This is a genomic window from Bacillus sp. 1A, from assembly GCF_052682215.1.
Genome location: NZ_JBQYLZ010000001.1, coordinates 702,587 through 721,235, shown reverse-complemented (window position 1 = coordinate 721,235; position 18,649 = coordinate 702,587). Strand labels below are relative to the sequence as shown.

Genomic DNA, 18,649 nt, shown 5'->3' with positions numbered 1-18,649 from the left:
CTACCTGTCTAACATTAACTACCCCTTTTTCTTCCGTCTTCCTCATTTTTGGGTAACAAGAATCTCACAGCTGGTCCCTTTAGATTTTGGATTGTCAAATGCTAGGTTTATTGGTTAATGCGAAAATAACCCTATTCACTAAGTCTTCTGGCATCCATTCATGATTATTATCATTTGTTTCATCCGTCCCTAAAGAATCAATGAGCTTTTTAAACTTTGGAAATAAAACAATAGAAGTGATCCAATGTATCGTATGATTTATAGAGAAGAAATGAAAAACCTCTTGTTTTTCACCCTCCTGTAATATTTCTTTTAACTGTTCAAAACTACCTATAAAAAAAGGTTTAATCTTTTCTAATCTGGAACTTTCCTTAATAATCTCCTCATATGCCAATGTTCCAATTTCAGGATTCTCTTTTATATGTGTAGTAAAGACTGTTAAATATTCTCTTAGGGCATTAATAGGATTTAACTGATTCTTCTCAAGAAAATTGGGTAACTCATTAACAAGACCATATTTCTTAAATACCTCATAATATAGGTTTTCTTTTCCATTAAAATAGTAAGAAGCCATAGCAACATTCACTTTCGCTTCTTTTGCAATTTCCTGTATGCTCGTACCTTCATAGCCACGTTCTCCAAATTTCTTCTTAGCAGCCTTTAAAATATTTTCCATCGTCCGCTCTCGTGATTTTCCCATTCCCCACACCTCAACTAGTATATAGCTCATTTCAAAAGTTCAATAAGGACTTTGAATTGATTATCTTTTTAATTAATTTTAATTATATGTTAAAATAGTAATTTAACAATCGATGAATTCTTAATCACTTTGAGCAATTCATTACACAACCAATATTTTAAAAACACAACATCTTCTGAACATATTCTTCTCCTACTTCATCAAAAAAGTATCCATTTAGAATCCATACGACAAGCAAACAGACATATATTAGATAGATAGTGAAATGATACTGACAAATTGTCCAGCAACATTTTATGTATGTCGAACAAGTAAGATGGCTTCCTGCTCTTCCTTGTTCGAAGCCAATTCATCTTCCACCTACTCACCGGGCTGTGGCCCTTCACGTTCCTTGAGTAAGGAGTCTTCTTGGCTAAATGATAAAATGAATAGCTCCCAATTACTTCATTCTCTTATCTAAATTAGTGAAAAATTGGGTGACAAATGTCTATTTTCAGCTTAATCTCGTGTGCGAATGAAAAAATAATAAGGATCAAATCTTATCTATTTTACGAATAAGATCTGATCCCTTCATTGCATAATACGTGTTTAAAAAATTCTACATTAATCATGTCTTGATGAAATAATCATCCATCATCCATCATTTGTATCTCATTTATTGATTAGATTTGTTTAACCTCAATATAAGGTCCTTTGATGTTTAACTTGTTAATATCATTTGAGATATTACCTACAGTTGTTTTTTCATTAAACGTATAGACTTTTTCACCATTTACAAAGATACCCCAATTTTTATCTGCGTAACTGATACCATAACCAGCATTGCTAGATGTAGCTGTAAGTTGATTTCCATTCATTGAAAAAGATAATTTCCCTTTTCCTTTGTTAAGTTTTTCATTTACACTATTGATACCATTCATTTGTTCCTCAAGGGCTTTTTGATTATCAAGAGTAACTTGATGTTTGTTCCAGTCTAATTTATAGTGGTTTGTAAAGAACTCATTATATGTATCCTTGTTGTTTGTTCCCCACCATTTTGAACTTACCCATTCAATATTGTACTGATCTGAAATTCTACGATTTGTTATTTTTAAATCTGATGTAGATTCTGTTTTATCAGCAGTAATAACCGCTACTACGTTTGGAGAAAAACCATATCCTGTTAAAGCTGGTACTGTATCTTTTGAAACAAAATTATTCGTTCCTTCATTATAACTACGTGATTTCATGAATAGTTGATTACCATAGAAAGTATTGAATGAATCACGATTATAAATTCCCCACTCTGGGTAATTAAATGATTGGAATCCTACTTTCCAATTTAATTTTTTATCTGTCTGAGTCTCTAATACTGTTTTATAATCTGCTTGATCGTAAGATACACTTTCTTTCCAAGCAAAACTACCTGTAATACTCGCTTCAGCATTTGGTCCTTTATCATTTACCCCAACTTTAACACTTCCACCAAGTGTATACCCTACTTCAGAACTAACCTTTGCTGAAGTCATTGTATTAACTGGGGCAGCTTTATGAAATTGAGCACTATCATCACTTGTTATTTCTGCTTCCGTATGATATGCCGATGGCCATTTTAATCCGCCATTATAGTATCCGCCATTAATTGTATATTTAGCATCTATGTTACTACCATCCGTAGTAACAATTGCAATCTTTTTATCTGCGTACGGATCCTCAATAAAGGAAACCTTTATTGAATTTTTGATATTCTGCTTCATGTCATAAGTAGTTTTAAAACTATTATAGACCTTCCCACCATTTTGAAGATTTTCTACAGTTCCCTTAGAATCTGCCAATGCAGATGTTGTTTGTAAACCAAATGTTCCAGACATAATAACGGAAGCTACCGCAACATATTTAGCTATTCCTTTTGTTTTTTTCATACAAACAGCCACTCCTTCTATAAACATATTATTTTTAAATTTCAATACTAGAGATAGATTCATAACAATACAATGTAGAAATTTATAAATCTTTATAACATTAACTAGCAGCACCTGTTTCGCTAATTTTTATCTCTCTTATTGATATCTATTATCAATATTATTAAAACACAAGATAACGATTTAAACAACAAATTTAAATATGAATTTAAATTTGTTGTTTAAAAAAGGACAAAAAATTATGGGTATTCTTTACTCCTCATTTCTTCTTGTGTAACTATTCGTATAAAAAAACTAATCCTGTAATACGTTCTTATTCAAAACCAATTTAGCCGCAATTTATTATTTATTCTAAAAATTTTATAAATCTCTATTTTGGTTATTAAAAAAATGAATTTAGTACAAACAGCTTTGTAGATTTGATTTGATTATAAATAACGCATTTCATTACTCATCCAAGACATATAACATTCTCTCCAAATATGTAATATATACCCAATTTTAATATCTATTATATTCACCCATACATACAAGTTTTATCAAAATAAACTTTATATCTTATGAATCACTAATAGCACCTGATTTTATTATAAATAATTTGTAAATAACACTACATATTCCTCTTTTATTTAATTCAAGGAGCCCTTTCGTTTCATAGAATATAAAACATTCTTATCAACTCTTAGATTTATTACAAGCGAGTAATTATTCATCTTATGTAATAATTACTCACTATATTATTAACATAGTTACCTTACAAAAATGTAAGATTCATTTCGTTGACACTCATATATATAAGTTCCTATACTAGTTACACAATGTTGGTAAATATATAAATAGCCTCTATCTCTAAGTGTGTGACTGTGGATTCTTTTTGAAATAATAGCCTTTATTTAATTATATATTCCCTATCTGTAATATATAATGCCACTTACATTTGTTCTGGTACAAAGAAACTAAAATACTCTTAAAAAGGTGTGTGATAAGTATGTAAAAAGAATATAGATTCAAATAGAAACATTATCAGCCAGATAGGTGAAACCCCATATACTAAAATATAAACATTTCAATTCATATATTTCAAATAGTGAAAAGTTGTATTTTTAAAATGAAAACATCCAGATTTATAGTTATGCCATAAATCATACTTTTCGACATAGTGTATAACTTTTTAATAAATAAAAGTAACCCTTCCCTTTTAGGGATCTAGACAAAAACACCCAGGTAACGTTTTATGTTGCCTAATACAAATTAGGGGGAATATGTATCATGTTCCAAGAGAGGAAAATAAACGGAAGACCAGTTTATCACTTAAAATACTTAGGTGAGACAGTAGCAATCTGTTCACGGAATGCTTGGAAACGTTGGGAAGTCAAGGGCATTACTATCGATATTTACATATCGGCAAAAACAAAGTTTCAATCAATTAATTTATTTGAACATAAGTATAAATTGTATTTAAGAGGTATAAAGTATGATAACTGATTTTATTTGCAAACTTTCCTAACCCTAGTTACAATCTAGAAAAAAGTGAGAAAAATCAACGGTGATTACAACAGACAAGGTTCCCGCTATACTTCACACACCTTTAAAGGAATCGAAACCATTCATATCCTATGTCCTATATTAACAACAACGAAGTTTGACAATCAAACTTCGTTTTTTCGGCTTACAATGGATTACAGAAACGATTCAAATTTTCATAGACCCTATCTACTCAATTAGAATCGTTTTGTCTATGTGAACTACTCGCCACCTAGCAAAACTTGAAGTGAGAGCCTTTCAGTTTCACGACGAAAGTAACCAAAAATATTTTTGTTAATACACAAACACAATATAATTTTACAAAAGACGAAAAAAGAAGAGGGATTTCTTCCCTCTTCACCAATAAAATTGAACATATTTACAATTAAGGAAGGGTATACATTCATCAGGGGATGAATGTAATAATAATAGTTCACCTAGTGAATTATAACATAAATACACTTCCATTAATAGATAATTTTAACATTTATGGATTATTTGTGACAGAATGGTTAAACATCTTAATATTAAAAGGTTTTATATGTATAGAACTAGAAAATGGCTAGTGTAGGGATAAAATATAAGGGGGATATATATTATGTTTACAAAAAAACAAAAATTAGTAACAACAGTAACAGCTTTAACTTTAGGATGTGGATTAACTTTCGGATTAACACCGGCATTTGCAGATTCTAATCAGGCGTCTGTAAGCACTACACCTATTCATTCTATTCAAAAACAAGAACAAGAGCCGTTTACTGGATATGTCATTTCAGTAGATAACAATTATTTAGTGGTTGCTGCTACTTCTACAAAAGATGAAGCACTTACTTATCAAAATGATTGGTGGGAGTTAGTTTCTCAAAATAAGATTTTAAGGGTTCCTGTTTCAGATGGTGAAAATTACACTATAGGTGAACAGTTAAATGTTTATGCTGCTGCATGGACCAAATCTTTACCACCAATTGCTGTAATGCCTAAAATTGAAAAAGTAATTCAATAGATTATGCTAAAAATAACAGGGCATCATTCTAATTAGAATGATGCCCTGTTATTTAGTAAAAAACCGAATACGTAAAATCCTACATCTCACATTACTGTAAAGATATGAATCGCTCTCTTTCAATAGTAGTATCGTTTACAATTCCGTGACATACCCTTTAAAAGCATTAAGAAATACCTTATTTCATACTCCCTATCTTTTACAATCTTACTATTATCGCTAGCCAATTTAATTCTTCAATTCTATTTTCACAGATTCATATATTCTTCTAAAGTCAGCTTTTTCTTATATATACTTTCAGCAATATCCCCTACATAGCGAATATGCCACGGTTCATATGCATATCCAGTAATGCTCTCTTTGCCTTTTGGATAACGGATGATAAAACCTGCACGATGCGCATTTTCTTTCAGCCATTTTCCTTCTTTCGTATTCGCAAAGGTTAGCTCTAGTTCATTATTTGCACTTTTAGAAGAAACATCCATCGTTAATCCTGTTTGATGTTCACTATGTCCAGGCTTTGCCGAGAAGCGATCTGTGTGCTCTTGTCCTTTTCTTTTCACATTGTTTGCATACAGGTTTTTTTGATAATCATAGGAGCGAAACCCTGAAACAGCATTCAACTGGATTCCTTCTTTCTTTGCTAAATCAAATAACCTTTCTAGTGCTTCTGCTGCCTCTTTACGAAGGTAACTCTTTTCTAGCGTTCCACTGAATGAGAATGGTACATTAGGTACAACTAAATCTTCCGGTTTATAGTCTTCGGGTAATCCATATTCCTTATTAACTATAGCCTGTATACTAGCAAAAGAACTTGCTATGTTATTTGAAGTACCATTTTGTTCTTTATTTATGGAGTTTTCACGAGTTTCATAGTTTGTCTTTTTTGGTTCTTTACCAATAGATTGATTGGTGTAAAAGATAAAGATACCTAGTATCACAATCATACAAGTAAAAATCCCTACTAATTTAATTCTCATTATTCATTTCCTTCCTGCCACTCTTAATGTTTCTCGTTCATAATACTACAACCATATCAAATTCATATTAATTCGAAGTGAACTTTTGTTCTTAACATATTACTTAACAGAAAGACAGCATATCCTCCTATTCGTTTGACACACTAAAGATGCTAACACGTAGAAACCAATTCTATTCTTACATATGGAAAATTAATCTAAAAATTTGTATAATAAGATTAGAAGTGTAGCATTCTATTATAGAAAGGTCTTGGTATGATGCTAGGTATTAATGTAAAAAACAAAAGAAGAGTTAATTATTTCATGGCAATTGGCGAAGATTACGATTCCATTAAGTGATGTGATAGAGGTAACCGAAGATGCTACCTATGCGGGTATTGAAGATACTAGTGCAATCCGTATTGGAACAGCATATGGAGCAACTGACCGTATATTAATAAAAACGATCAAACAAAATTATGTCTTATTTACAACAAATAAAGTTTCCATTTTAAATGCAATAAACGCTTAAAAATGAACATATTAACGGGCTGAAACAAAGGCCAAGTTAATTAAAAAGGTGGGAAGCCATAGAATTGACTTTACACCTTTTTTAAATACTCTATATGAATGTAAATCCCCTTTAACACTTCAGTAAGATCTTTATCATTTCTATCAAACCTTACTACTTTACATCCCATTTTTCTAAGTAAAGTAGAACAATACCCCATTCTCTGTATTAGTTACACCGTACTTCGCACCATGTAAGTCAAATATGTTTTTTACAATTGAAAGAACAAAGCCCGTGCTGAAGCTTGGAAAATTATTTGAGATAGACAAGGTTTTTATTCCTGAATACAGCATAAAAAAAGACTTGGCGACCAAACCAAGTCTTTTTATGACCTTACGCCCTATCAACAAGAATCAGAACCACCCGACTTCTTGTTCATTATAATCTAGCATACACCATCACTGTACTATAGGTTTTTTATATTTTCAACAGTTTGAATTCCTTTCACACAGCATTGATACTTTTCAATTCTCAATGTACCCTTACTCTACCTCTGCCCTATAAATCTCCATTCAAATACAGTTTGTACATCGTTATCATTCTACCTTCATCATAATCAAATACACTATATTAGTAATTTCTCCTGTTTTTATTGATAAATATAAAAAGACTGCCTAGTACACTTAATGAAAGCACAAAATATAACAATAGATCAGGTAGAAATTCTGAAGAAACTATATCTATTGATTGAAAAACAATAATGGCAATGATACCTAAATATAAGATGTTGTACAACACATTATTTGTTTTATATTGAATTTCTTTTCCTCTTTCGTCTTTTGCTTCATCACTGGATTGAAATTGTATTACATACATCTGACTGATGAATATTACAACTAAAAATAAAATTTTTAACCACAACATATGACTCACTCCTCCTGATAATCGAACACGTCAGTTATTGGCTTTTCAAATACATTTGCGATTTTAAAGGCAAGAATTAGAGAAGGGTTATATTTATTCTTTTCAAGAGTAGCGATAGTTTGTCGACTAACACCAACCCTTTTTGCCAATTCTTCTTGAGTCCAACCTTTTTCTGCTCGACATACTACAATTTTATTATGTAACAATAGGAACACCTCTCAGGGAAATTGTAATTTATTTCTTACAATTCGTAAAGTATTTTTTACAAACTCTTCAACTCTTCAATACTTAAAAAAATTAAAATATAAAGATTTTGTATTATAATCCTCCAAGTTATCCCCCCTTAATAAAAATTAAAACCTTTAAAGTATTTAAATTTCCCTAATCAAAACTAAGAAAGTATTAAATCGTATCTGATTAAATAGAATTTTCATTTGATACTTCTGTACACTTTCATTATGATACTTACTTGGCGGAAGTATAAACCTACTCTCCCCCTTATAAGAAGTATTCAATAGAAAATGGTTAAAAAATAAAAAAATCCATTAACGAAACTTATCCTATCTTACCTATACCTTTTCAAATTTAAAACACGGACAATAGATAAAATCAGAATATTCTGTATATTAATGAAAAAAATCATGATTAAATTTAATTTATCGAATTCCTGTTATTATCAGAATAAGCCTTTACAGAGAAATGGGGGATATTATGACTGTTCAAGAAAAAAGTAATAAACAATTGATGGAATTATTACATGAATGGTATGCAGAAATTCGTTTATATCATGTAGTAGAAGCAAAACAAACATATCTAAAAGTAAAAGAAAGTTTAAAAGGAATAGAAACAGACCAATATGTATCATTCTATTATTCTTTACTGAATTTTAGATATAAAGTTTTGGTAGATGGAATGAGTATTACAAAAGATTCTTTTAATCAAATAGAAAAACTACCTCATATTAAAGATGAATTTTCATTTTTAGCTTACTATTATTATTTCTTTAAGGCAATCCACTCTACAATTATAGCAAATTATACTGAGGCAAAAACATACTATGAAAAGGCGGAAGGACTTTTAAAAGATATACCTGACGAAATAGAAAAAGCTGAGTTTGAGTATAGATTTTCAACATACTGTTATCAATCTTATCAACCATTTGAAGCGATTCAACATGCAGTAAAAGCCAAAGAAATATATTTGAATCATGTAGGCTATAAAATTAATATTGCTTTATGCGACAATGTATATGGACTGGCTTGTATAGATCTAAGAGAATTTGAAAGAGCGGAAGAATGTCTCAATATGGTTATTGATGTTTTTAAGAAGTATGATGAAGAACAATTATTATTACGAGTACGATCCAATTTAGGCTGGTTATATAATATTCAAGATTTATATCCATTGGCGATTAGACAGAGTTCTGAAATTATAAATACCATACCGAACCATTTTAAAGCATTATTTGTCTTAGCAAGAGCATATTATAAGTTAGAAGGCGTTGAAACAGCAAGAGCATATATCGAGCAAGGAATGAAATATACAAATGAATCAGGAAATGAGGAATATAAACACCGTTTCGCAGTTTTAAATGAACTAATCACAGAAATGCCTAGAATTAAACTAGAAAAAGTAGTTACTGATGCCATTTCTTATTTTGAAAAAGAGGAAATGTGGGATTGTGTAAAAGAATATGCAGAGATTTTAGCACTGCAATTTTACGAAGCAAATAATCATGTTAAAGCGAGTAAGTATTTCTATATTAGCAATAATGCTGATAAGAAACATTTAAGAAAAGGAGCGTTAAAGTAATGAAAAAAATAAAAAAATTGTTATTCAGTACGATAATAGTAAGTACATTAGCATGTAGCATGATTAGTTTAAATGTATCACAACACTCTTCATTTAATGGTGGAGATACGCCAGCACCAACAAAACTGAGTGTCTCTGGTGGAGTATCTATTAATTAACGTAATCCAGTTTTCCCACTTAAAAAATCAGAAAATTCATACTACAAACACAAAAAAAGTTGAATACAGTGGATAAAATATTGAACCCCCAGTCCGAAACAGATTTGTTTCGGACTATTCACGTTACTATATTTGTGCGTAGGGTGATAGACTAAAAGTAGACAAGATTTTCTATACATAAAAAAGAGCATCATATCCCATTGCATTCATCGCTACCATCATTGGCGATTGTGGCTGATCATAGAATAACTCTACTGAGTTTCCTTGAATTGTATCCCCAGCATCTACTAATATGGTATTGGGATTTTCCTGACGCACCTTCTTTATAACCGTATAAAGCTGCGTTAAACTTCCACTCGTATTTGCACCATCAAACGCATAATCCCATGGCATAAATCTACCATGAATATCGGCAGTACCTAACAGTGTAATATTAACATCAGATTCCTCAGCTTTTGAGATAGATGGTTTGACTGTTACTGCTGTTCCGAGAAGTATAAGAATAACAAAATAACATACATAGTTCTTCCATTTCATTTTTTGCATAATAACAATATTTCTCCCCTTTTTGTACTGTCATAAAGTTGCTTGAACTTTAAAAATGTAACTTATTATTCGGAAAACTTCAACTGCAAAAAGTACTTTTATAGAAGAACTACACTTTTGAACTTAAATTTTGTACATCTTTATTCATCATTAATAATTTTTCAATAAGTTAACTTTCAATATATGTTTTGTATATAATTCCATTCAGAGGCACAAAATATCTAAGTGACTATTCATAATTACATTGGTTTTTATTTAATTCCAAAAAGGAGCTGTATATATAATATGGATAAAGAAAATCTATTAAGCCACCAGATCAATCACGTACCATCGGATGCTCTGAATACTCCTAGTAAGGAACAAGAACAAATCCTAGAAACATCATCTCTAGTGGAACATAATCCAAACAATAATGTTAACAAAAAAGACATTAACCAAGATCTATATGGCACAAACTTACCCAGTTCAGATGTAGATAGAACAACAAACAAGAAATGAATTACAAAGAAAAATACACAGTAACCAGCAAACTGAATTTTTTCACCAACAAAATTGGTAAACCTTTTTAAACACTGTAAAACCAAGTCTTCAATTTCTCTGCGAATGAGCAGTTTTTTCGTTCTAACTGCTCTTTTTATTTTTATAGAGTATTTGGTAAAACATTGATTCTTCTATTCCTATTCTTTTACTCTCAACACTTAAACTAAATGAAATATGAGTTCAGTTAAAAAATAGCAAACAAAAGACCGCCTATTATAGACGGTCTATTTTAAATCAAATCGATAGCATTAACCACGCTTCTTCTTATAATAAAAGCTGAAGACACGGAATGAAAGCATTTGGAATTCATTACTACAAATGCTTCCATAAACCCTAAACTATCTTAGTTATATTTTATTGCATGAAACAAAACAAGTACGTCCCACTGATTAATAACCATTTGTATTACGAAATTGAATAGTGATTATTAACCTGGGCATCATGAAATATATCATTTTTACATTTACCTGTAGTCAAAAACGGTATTCTCTGTTTGCCTACCTTTTAATAGATATTATATTTTAATAAACCCCTAAGCTTTCTGATCCATATAATTTTAAATATTCTTGGATTGCAGATAGGTGGATATAGGTTTTCCCGTACTCTTTTTCCATATAATTCATTACATCAGAGATTTTAGCTACTGCATATATTTCTACACCATACGTTTTTGATGCCTCTTCTAAGGCTGAAAGTTGAGAATCTAATGCTTTTTCTTCTCTATCAAGAGCAACCAGAAATGCAGATAATTCTCCACCTTCCTTCTCAATAATTTCTTTTGTTTCTTTAATTGTTCTGCCTGAAGTAATAACATCATCTACTGCAAGTATTTTCTTTCCTTTTAGAGATGTTCCAATAATATTTCCGCCTTCACCATGGTTTTTTGCTTCTTTACGATTAAATGCATAATTAACTCGTAAGCCATGTTTATAAAACAAAGCCATCGATGCAGATAGAGAAATTGGAATCCCTTTATACGCAGGTCCAAAAATGACATCAAACTTAATGTCATTTTCTATAATATTAGAAGCATAGGATTCTCCTAATCTAGATAATTTAACTGAGTCATCAAATGATCCAAAATTAAAGAAATACGGACTATGACGTCCTGATTTTAATTCAAAATCACCAAACTTAAGAATATTTTCCTCGAAAATGAACTTTATAAATTGCGCCTTATTGGCATTCATTTCACTATTTGCCCCCTTATTAATAGAAATTACATATATTTATGTGCGTAGGTAGTTATTTCCTGTTTTTTTAAACTTATAATAAAAACTAGTATATTTAATACAAACCATGGATTTAAAGGCTATACTTTTTAAACCAAAGTTTTATTTTCTAAGTTGTCTGATGTCATAAACTGCTTCGCATTTATCCTTTGTTGAAGCTGCTCTTTGTCTAATAATATTATTCCTCTTTGCTCTAACCAGATATCATCATAAATTTGATCCAAATAGTTTACTCCTGTGTCTGGAATAATCGCCACAACTGCCTTTGCATTACTATTTTGTAGCCATGCCAACGCTGAAATGACTGATAATCCGCCAGAACCTCCCATCATAATTCCATACTCTTTAGCTAATATGCGACAAGTTGAAATTGCTTCTTGATCACTTGCTATACAAACTTGATCTATAACTTCTAAATTCGTATTTTGTCCTCTCCAGCTCAGCCCTACCCCATTAATTAAGTACGGATTAAATTGATTTTGGAATACAGCAGAACCTTTAACATCACAAGCAATTACATTTATCTCAGGGTTAAATCGTTTGATAAATTTTCCAATTCCGCACAAATGTCCACCTGTACTTACTGCCCCTACAACAGAATCAATAGGTAAATCGACAATTTCTTTACCAGTAGTTTCAGCATGAAAATTAGGGTTATCGGGATTATCATATTGGTTTGTCCAATATGCATTAGGATATTGTGATATGAGCTCTTTTACACGTTGAATTCTCGCTTTTTGGAAGCCACCATTTTCATCTGGATTTTTTACCATCTCAACTCGAGCACCGTATGCGTTATACCATTTTAATAAGTTAGAACTAATCTTTGGATCCACCACAATAATTACCTGAAATCCATACACAGCTCCTAACATTGCTAGAGATTTACCCAAATTACCTGAAGTTGATTCTATTAAAATGTCACCTTTTTGAATTTTCTCATTTTTTATAGCAGCTTTTACTAATCCAAGGGCTGTTCTATCTTTCACGCTGAAATTCGGATTAAAATAATCCAGTTTTAAATATAATTTTTTACCATAAGGTACTAAATTACTTTTGAAATCTACTACGGGTGTATTTCCAATACATTCTGTAATATTATCATATATCATACATTTATCACTCCACGATTTTGATATGCCCTTTTGTGCTAGTTAACACTTTATTACCACTGGAAGAAATCAAAACTGGATCCTCTACATGTAAGGCTCCTAAACCAAACTCATAATATGGTGTTTCTACAGATAAGACCATTCCTTCTTCAATTACATCCTCATTATTTGGAGCAAGTATAGGCAACTCATAAGGCTCCAATCCTATACCATGTCCCACATGATGTCTTCTATATTCTGTGAAACCAGATTTATAAACTGCATTCATCGTTAAGTCAAAAACATCTGACCCCTTCATGCCAGGCTGAATTTCTTGCATAGCTATACATTGGCCTTTATAAAGAGCATTAAATTTATCATATTCTGGTTTCATATACTTATATGATAAGACTCGAGCAATATCAGCCCAGTATCCATCACATACAATATCGCAGTCGAACCAAATTAGGTCACCTGGCATCAATTTAATGTCTTTACTTTGTCTTCGCTGACCTCCAACGGCATGTCTTCCTACCTTAATCATCGGTAAAACAGGCAATGCTCCTTTTTTGGCGATAGAACAATTAAAAATGTCTGCTATTTCATATTCACTTATGCCTTCAAATAAATTATTTGTTACATCTTCAATTGCATTTTCAATACAATTTGCCGAATAAGTCAGTGCCTGAATTTCATGATTTGTTTTTATAGATCTAACATGTCTTAAAATATTTGAAACAGGATTTATACTACTTTTCTTAAAATAATTACTAATCGTATTAATATGATTTGGTTGCATTCCATCTTCATCTATACCTATGTTGCAATATTCAACATCTATATCTTTTAAAAGAGCAATCAATGCTTCAATTCCATTAGAATAGCTTGCATCAACATTAGATAATAGTTTTAGTCGCTCTTCTTCTTCAGTAAGAGGAACGTTATTTAGATATTCCCTAAAAAAAACTCCATAAGTATATACTTTTCCTACTTGCACTCGTGCATCTAATACTTGATCAATTTCTCCAATAGAATGTACAAGATGCACAACTTCAGGACTATCAATTGTAATAATTGCATAACATTGTCCAAAGTATGGATTTAATGTCTTTACTACTGGCTGAAACCCAGTAAAATAACGAATATTTTCTTTCGTAGCAGCAATAATGACATCTAAATTATTTTGTTTCATCTTATTAACTAAACGTTCTATATTATAAATCAATGTAGTTGTTCACCCCAATATTAATAATTAATCCCAGCTTTTTATTAATTCCAACACTGCTGGAGCTAATAAATTCGTTTCCTTACATTCAATCCAATCCACTTCACTAATCTCTGCCTTAGGTTGAATTTCCCCTTCCCACTCTGCAGAAAAACACACCAGATCAACTAACGCTTTTTCATTATATGCTGGTCCAGTAACTGTATATAAATATTGAATACTCTTCGGTATTAGTTTTATATTTAATTCCTCACGTATCTCTCTTTTTAAAGCTTCACTAGCTATCTCGCCTTTTTCAATCTTCCCACCTGGTAAATACCAATGCTGATTATCTCGTACCCTTACCAATAACAATTTATTGTTTTCTTTTTTAACGAGACATGCACACTTTATTCGTTTCACTCTTCAAAATCCTTTCCACCATGTTATACATTTGACCTTTTTCATATGAAAGGTAATGTCCAGCAGCTATACGCATTGGATCACCAGCATGGTAGTACTCATATACTAATTGACGCTGACCAAAAGCGTCTCCCGAAGCATCCCATGCCAAATTAAGTAGCATTGTTCTTTCTTTGGCATCAAATTCACCTGTTGATAGAGCCATCATTAAGTAATCTCCATTTTCATTAAAGAAATCTTCATGATGAGGTGTCGCAAGCATAGAACCAGCAGCTAGAGATTGAATACACTTCACCATTCTTTCATACATTTTTGGAAAATTATATCTAATAGCTTGGATTGCATTAATACTTGGTGTAATCACCCCTTCAGGACTCATATATGCGTCCTGCTCACTTAACACGATACTTGCTTTTAATAACTCTACATAGGATGTTAACTCTCCTAATTTTTCTTGCACATTTATAAATTGATTAAGTTTTAGCATTTCAGCTAGTTTAATCGCAATGCCAGTCAATAGCTCAGCTTTTGCAAGCCCTCTTACAATTCCTTGATGTCCTGTATGGTGCCTTGCAAAAGTCTTATCATAAAATTGATTAGATTTTTCTACATCTCTAAATATTAGAACTCTATCCCAAGGAACAAACACTTCATCTAATAATAAGTAAGCATCTATTTCATCAAATTGATTTGTTAATGGATGATCAAACTTATCATATCCCTCTTTCACCAAAGGTTTTCTGCAGATTACTTTTAATCCTGGAGAATTTACAGGTATAGTAAATGCTACTGCATAATTCTCATCACCAGCTTTAAGCCCCGGCATATTAAAGATTAGTAGTTCATCTGCAATTGGTGCTAAAGTAACAATCATTTTTGCACCCTTAACCACAATTCCGGATGCATCATAACGCACCACATGTACTCCTGCAAAATCATGCTCTTGTGCACCTAAAGCTTTTGAACGATCAATCTGTGGATTAATTGATCCATGTGCTATAAATAAATTATTTTTCTTTACATGCTTATAATATTGCTTTGCATTTTCCGTGTAATTTGCATATTCCCCGCTTCCGAAAAAACTAGCATGGGCAGATATTGTAGCTACTGCTGCATTGATAAAATCAGGTGTTCTACCAAGCATTCCATAGGATATATCAGCTATTTCTTTATAAGCCTTTCTTTTTCTTTCTAAATCCTCTATGTTTTTAGGAACTAGTAAACTAATTGAGCATTGTTGTCCATCTTCATCTATAAAACTATGCTCTTCTGGTTTCTCATTCTGTAAACTGTAATACTGTTCTACACAATGAATCGCCCCTTCAAATGCTGAGTGTTTTGATACGTCTTTAATTAATTCTCCATTTAAATATACTTTTCGATTATCATTAGTTCTTTCTCTATACAACATTTACAATACCTCCAAATTTACAAATATTCATTTTTTCAGAAAAATAAATCTTCTTTTGTTTAAGTCTCACATAAATATATTGGATCTGTATACAATCTAATAGATTCTCTCCATAGATTTAACATCTCTTTCCAATCTTCTTCAACATAATCTTCACGGATAATAAAACTTAAAGGCACATTTAAATTTAAAAAACGTCCGCAATTTATTGTGAATTTTGTAACACCAGCAGGAAGTAAGATACCTTCTTCTACTATTTGAGCGATTTGTTTTAAATCTAAAGAAGGATAACGAATAACAATACCATCTTCTTTTAACTCATTATTAGAAATACGTTGAAAATGATATTTATCTGTATATACATTTACAATTTGTTTCCATAAATCTACCATTGCGGTCAAATCTAATTGATTCATAAACTTAGAATAAATATAATGATTATTCCCATCAATTGTAATAATCGCCAAAAAATTTTGTTTTTGAATCGGAACATCGCTCCAATAAAAATTAGGATTTTTTTTAAAATCTGCGATAAAGTTTCTGTCATTTGGAATATAGTGTGCCCATGAATCAATAGATATCAATTCTGATTCCACTACTTGAACAACCATTCTCTTACAATTTAGAGCTTGCAGCGATGATGTTCTATGTGCACCATCAAGTATTAAATACTTGCCATTATTTATTTGTAAAGCAATAGGTGGATTCTTTAACTTTTGTTCATCTTTGATTTTTTTACAAATCGATTTTAACCTCTCTACCTCATATTCTTCATGTAAAAATATTTGTTCGATTGGCACTACCCTTAATGCAGATAACACAGATTTCCCTCCCTGATTTCTTAAATATCTTGCTAGTAAAAGCAATAAATCCATTTTTCATATTCAATGCATTCTATTTCAATCCATTAATTCACGAGGTTAAACAGATATCAATAGTCTAATAATTCCCAAACTTCCAATGATTAATAATATATCAAACAAGAAATGTATATTCAATAATATATTGGTAAAATTTATTATTTTTTTACAAAAAAGTAATTGTCTGACATCATTCATCAGATTTCATACATTTCATTTTTCATTATTTCTCTAAAACTACTAGTATTATCATAAACTCAAAGATTCTCTTAATTAAAAGTACGGATTACAGTATAATAAAATCCACTTGGTAATATACTTAGTTTTTATATTTGTAAACTAATATCACCAAGAAAAAACTTGATAAAATTTTGTTAGAATTTTTTATTATTAATTAATACAAACATTTGCTATATCGAATTTTATTTTTCAAACAAAAAAGAGGGAACTTATTTTAAGTTTCCCTCTTTCCTTATTAAAAACTATATTCATTCTCTTTATTTAACCCATTTATTGACTATAACATGATTATAATTTTTCATTTTCTTTAAAAGATCTTCTATATTTGTTGAAGAAAGAATTAAACTAAGATTTTCAGGTCTTGCAAATCCTTTTTCAACTGTATGTTGTAACATATCAATTAAAGGATCAAAGAACCCGTCAACGTTAAGTAGGCCTACCGGCTTTTTATGTATGCCAATTTGTCCCCAAGATAAAACTTCGAACATTTCTTCATAAGTTCCATATCCACCAGGCAATACAATAAATCCATCAGCCATATCATTCATTTTTTGTTTACGCGAATGCATAGAGTCTACAACTATTAAATCCGTAATACCTTGATGCGCAATTTCTTTATCTCGTAAAAATTCAGGGATAATTCCTACTACATTTCCACCAACTTGTAGGGCAGAATTTGCTACACTCCCCATTAATCCCACTTTTCCTCCACCATAAATTAATGTGATATTTTTTTGACCTAAATATTCACCTAACTTTTCTGCTGCATTTTTATACTCTTCACTTTCCCCATAATTTGATCCACAAAATACACATATTGATTTCATAACTTTGACCCCTCATTTCTAAAAAATATTTCTCTATTATTATCGCTAACACTAATAATCATAACAAAGAAATTCTATTATTTTCTATTTTATTTTTTATAAAGATATTAAGAAATAAATTTCATAGTCTGAAAAATCAGCCTAAAAAACATTTGAATAACACCCACCTATGGAATATAATGGGTGAGGCGCCCTCGGATTATTCATAAAATACTATTAATTTTTAAAAATAATATTACATACTTATTCTATATTTAACAATTTCATATAAGTAAGGAGAACTTTTATTATGTGGGTTTTATTCTTAATATTTGCCTTCTTGGCTGGACTTGCTTTACCTATTCAATTTAGTATTAATGCTCAATTACGTACTGTTGTAGGGTCCCCCCTTGTAGCTGCGACTATTTCCTTTATAGTTGGGGCGATTACTTTATTTACCATTTCATTATTTAAAGCTGGTTTTAGTTTTAATAAAGGGATTGCTTCTGCACCCTGGTGGGTATGGACTGGTGGCGTTTTGGGAGCTTTTTATGTACTGGCTACCATTATTCTTATTCCAAGAATCGGAGCAGGAACCACCGTTGCGTTAGTGCTTGCCGGGCAGATTGTTGCATCTGTATTAATAGATCATTTTGGTCTAATTAATGTGCCTATACATTTATTGTCCTTACCCCGTATTCTTGGTGCTATTTTAGTTATTATAGGTGTTGTACTTATCCAAAAATTTTAATTATCAATCATCTAGATTACACTTCACATTGTTCATTTTAGATAAAGAGTTTT

The 18,649-nt window shown here is 31.0% G+C and carries 18 protein-coding genes and 3 pseudogenes; 7 read left to right on the top strand and 14 right to left on the bottom strand.

The window, feature by feature from the left end; all coding sequences use genetic code 11:
• Nucleotides 1-94: 94 nt before the first annotated feature.
• Both hlyIIR and hlyII read right to left on the bottom strand, forming a co-directional pair.
• The gene (hlyIIR, locus tag ACUN0F_RS03725; protein WP_131934590.1) at nt 95-700 is read right to left on the bottom strand and encodes a hemolysin II regulator HlyIIR; all 606 of its coding nucleotides are present in this window, start codon (nt 698-700) and stop codon (nt 95-97) included.
• 662 nt (nt 701-1,362) lie between these two features.
• The gene (gene hlyII / locus ACUN0F_RS03720) at nt 1,363-2,601 is read right to left on the bottom strand and encodes a hemolysin II HlyII (protein ID WP_131934589.1); all 1,239 of its coding nucleotides are present in this window, start codon (nt 2,599-2,601) and stop codon (nt 1,363-1,365) included.
• Nucleotides 2,602-3,870: 1,269 nt separating this feature from the next.
• Between hlyII and ACUN0F_RS03715 the strand changes: the two genes are divergently transcribed.
• Complete coding sequence (locus tag ACUN0F_RS03715; RefSeq protein WP_087985454.1) at nt 3,871-4,086, top strand: hypothetical protein; 216 nt, start codon at nt 3,871-3,873, stop codon at nt 4,084-4,086.
• Between the two features lie 637 nt (nt 4,087-4,723).
• Nucleotides 4,724-5,128, top strand: coding sequence for a DUF3221 domain-containing protein (locus ACUN0F_RS03710; RefSeq protein ID WP_193673079.1), 405 nt, complete (start codon nt 4,724-4,726; stop codon nt 5,126-5,128).
• Between the two features lie 248 nt (nt 5,129-5,376).
• Here the strand turns inward: ACUN0F_RS03710 and ACUN0F_RS03705 are convergent, their stop codons facing one another.
• Nucleotides 5,377-6,108, bottom strand: coding sequence for a M15 family metallopeptidase (locus ACUN0F_RS03705; RefSeq protein ID WP_131934587.1), 732 nt, complete (start codon nt 6,106-6,108; stop codon nt 5,377-5,379).
• Between the two features lie 258 nt (nt 6,109-6,366).
• Here ACUN0F_RS03705 and ACUN0F_RS03700 point away from each other — a divergent pair.
• Nucleotides 6,367-6,619: pseudogene (locus ACUN0F_RS03700) on the top strand (SunI/YnzG family protein).
• Between the two features lie 153 nt (nt 6,620-6,772).
• Here the strand turns inward: ACUN0F_RS03700 and ACUN0F_RS03695 are convergent.
• The 3 genes and pseudogenes from ACUN0F_RS03695 to ACUN0F_RS03685 form a co-directional block, all read right to left on the bottom strand.
• Nucleotides 6,773-6,894, bottom strand: a pseudogene (locus tag ACUN0F_RS03695) (sensor histidine kinase); the annotation flags it as partial.
• Between the two features lie 334 nt (nt 6,895-7,228).
• A complete protein-coding gene (locus ACUN0F_RS03690; protein WP_131934585.1) occupies nt 7,229-7,522 on the bottom strand; it encodes a hypothetical protein in 294 nt (97 codons plus the stop codon).
• 5 nt (nt 7,523-7,527) lie between these two features.
• Complete coding sequence (locus tag ACUN0F_RS03685) at nt 7,528-7,728, bottom strand: helix-turn-helix transcriptional regulator (protein ID WP_131934584.1); 201 nt, start codon at nt 7,726-7,728, stop codon at nt 7,528-7,530.
• 505 nt (nt 7,729-8,233) lie between these two features.
• Here ACUN0F_RS03685 and ACUN0F_RS03680 point away from each other — a divergent pair.
• Complete coding sequence (locus ACUN0F_RS03680) at nt 8,234-9,334, top strand: response regulator aspartate phosphatase (protein ID WP_193673078.1); 1,101 nt, start codon at nt 8,234-8,236, stop codon at nt 9,332-9,334.
• On the top strand, nt 9,334-9,492 hold the full coding sequence (locus ACUN0F_RS03675) for a Phr family secreted Rap phosphatase inhibitor (RefSeq protein ID WP_048524871.1): 159 nt from the start codon (nt 9,334-9,336) through the stop codon (nt 9,490-9,492). The genes ACUN0F_RS03680 and ACUN0F_RS03675 overlap by 1 nt, the downstream gene beginning before the upstream one ends.
• A 186-nt stretch (nt 9,493-9,678) precedes the next feature.
• Here ACUN0F_RS03675 and ACUN0F_RS03670 read toward each other — a convergent pair.
• Nucleotides 9,679-10,038 (bottom strand): annotated as a pseudogene (locus ACUN0F_RS03670) (hypothetical protein); the annotation flags it as partial.
• A 285-nt stretch (nt 10,039-10,323) separates the two neighbouring features.
• Here ACUN0F_RS03670 and ACUN0F_RS03665 point away from each other — a divergent pair.
• A complete protein-coding gene (locus ACUN0F_RS03665) occupies nt 10,324-10,536 on the top strand; it encodes a hypothetical protein (protein ID WP_131934579.1) in 213 nt (70 codons plus the stop codon).
• Between the two features lie 563 nt (nt 10,537-11,099).
• Here the strand turns inward: ACUN0F_RS03665 and pyrE are convergent.
• The 7 genes from pyrE to ACUN0F_RS03630 all read right to left on the bottom strand — a co-directional run bounded on the left by pyrE (nt 11,100) and on the right by ACUN0F_RS03630 (nt 17,866).
• On the bottom strand, nt 11,100-11,768 hold the full coding sequence (gene pyrE / locus ACUN0F_RS03660) for an orotate phosphoribosyltransferase (protein WP_131934578.1): 669 nt from the start codon (nt 11,766-11,768) through the stop codon (nt 11,100-11,102).
• A 131-nt stretch (nt 11,769-11,899) separates the two neighbouring features.
• Complete coding sequence (locus ACUN0F_RS03655; protein ID WP_426967021.1) at nt 11,900-12,922, bottom strand: PLP-dependent cysteine synthase family protein; 1,023 nt, start codon at nt 12,920-12,922, stop codon at nt 11,900-11,902.
• A 7-nt stretch (nt 12,923-12,929) separates the two neighbouring features.
• Nucleotides 12,930-14,126 carry a M24 family metallopeptidase gene (locus tag ACUN0F_RS03650; protein ID WP_445539130.1) on the bottom strand — a complete coding sequence of 399 codons (1,197 nt, stop codon included), beginning with the start codon at nt 14,124-14,126 and terminating at the stop codon, nt 12,930-12,932.
• A gap of 27 nt (nt 14,127-14,153) precedes the next feature.
• On the bottom strand, nt 14,154-14,528 hold the full coding sequence (locus tag ACUN0F_RS03645; RefSeq protein WP_445539129.1) for an NUDIX hydrolase: 375 nt from the start codon (nt 14,526-14,528) through the stop codon (nt 14,154-14,156).
• Entirely contained in the window at nt 14,497-15,939 is a 1,443-nt protein-coding gene (locus tag ACUN0F_RS03640) for a 4-hydroxyphenylacetate 3-hydroxylase family protein (protein WP_087983559.1), read from the bottom strand. Before ACUN0F_RS03640 ends, ACUN0F_RS03645 begins: the two co-directional genes overlap by 32 nt.
• A 59-nt stretch (nt 15,940-15,998) precedes the next feature.
• Complete coding sequence (locus tag ACUN0F_RS03635; protein WP_426967023.1) at nt 15,999-16,760, bottom strand: ParB N-terminal domain-containing protein; 762 nt, start codon at nt 16,758-16,760, stop codon at nt 15,999-16,001.
• 536 nt (nt 16,761-17,296) lie between these two features.
• A complete protein-coding gene (locus ACUN0F_RS03630) occupies nt 17,297-17,866 on the bottom strand; it encodes an LOG family protein (protein WP_087983555.1) in 570 nt (189 codons plus the stop codon).
• A 289-nt stretch (nt 17,867-18,155) separates the two neighbouring features.
• Here ACUN0F_RS03630 and ACUN0F_RS03625 point away from each other — a divergent pair, with 289 nt between their 5' ends.
• Nucleotides 18,156-18,596, top strand: a complete 441-nt coding sequence (locus ACUN0F_RS03625; RefSeq protein WP_087983553.1) for a DMT family transporter — start codon at nt 18,156-18,158, stop codon at nt 18,594-18,596.
• Nucleotides 18,597-18,649: the final 53 nt, after the last annotated feature.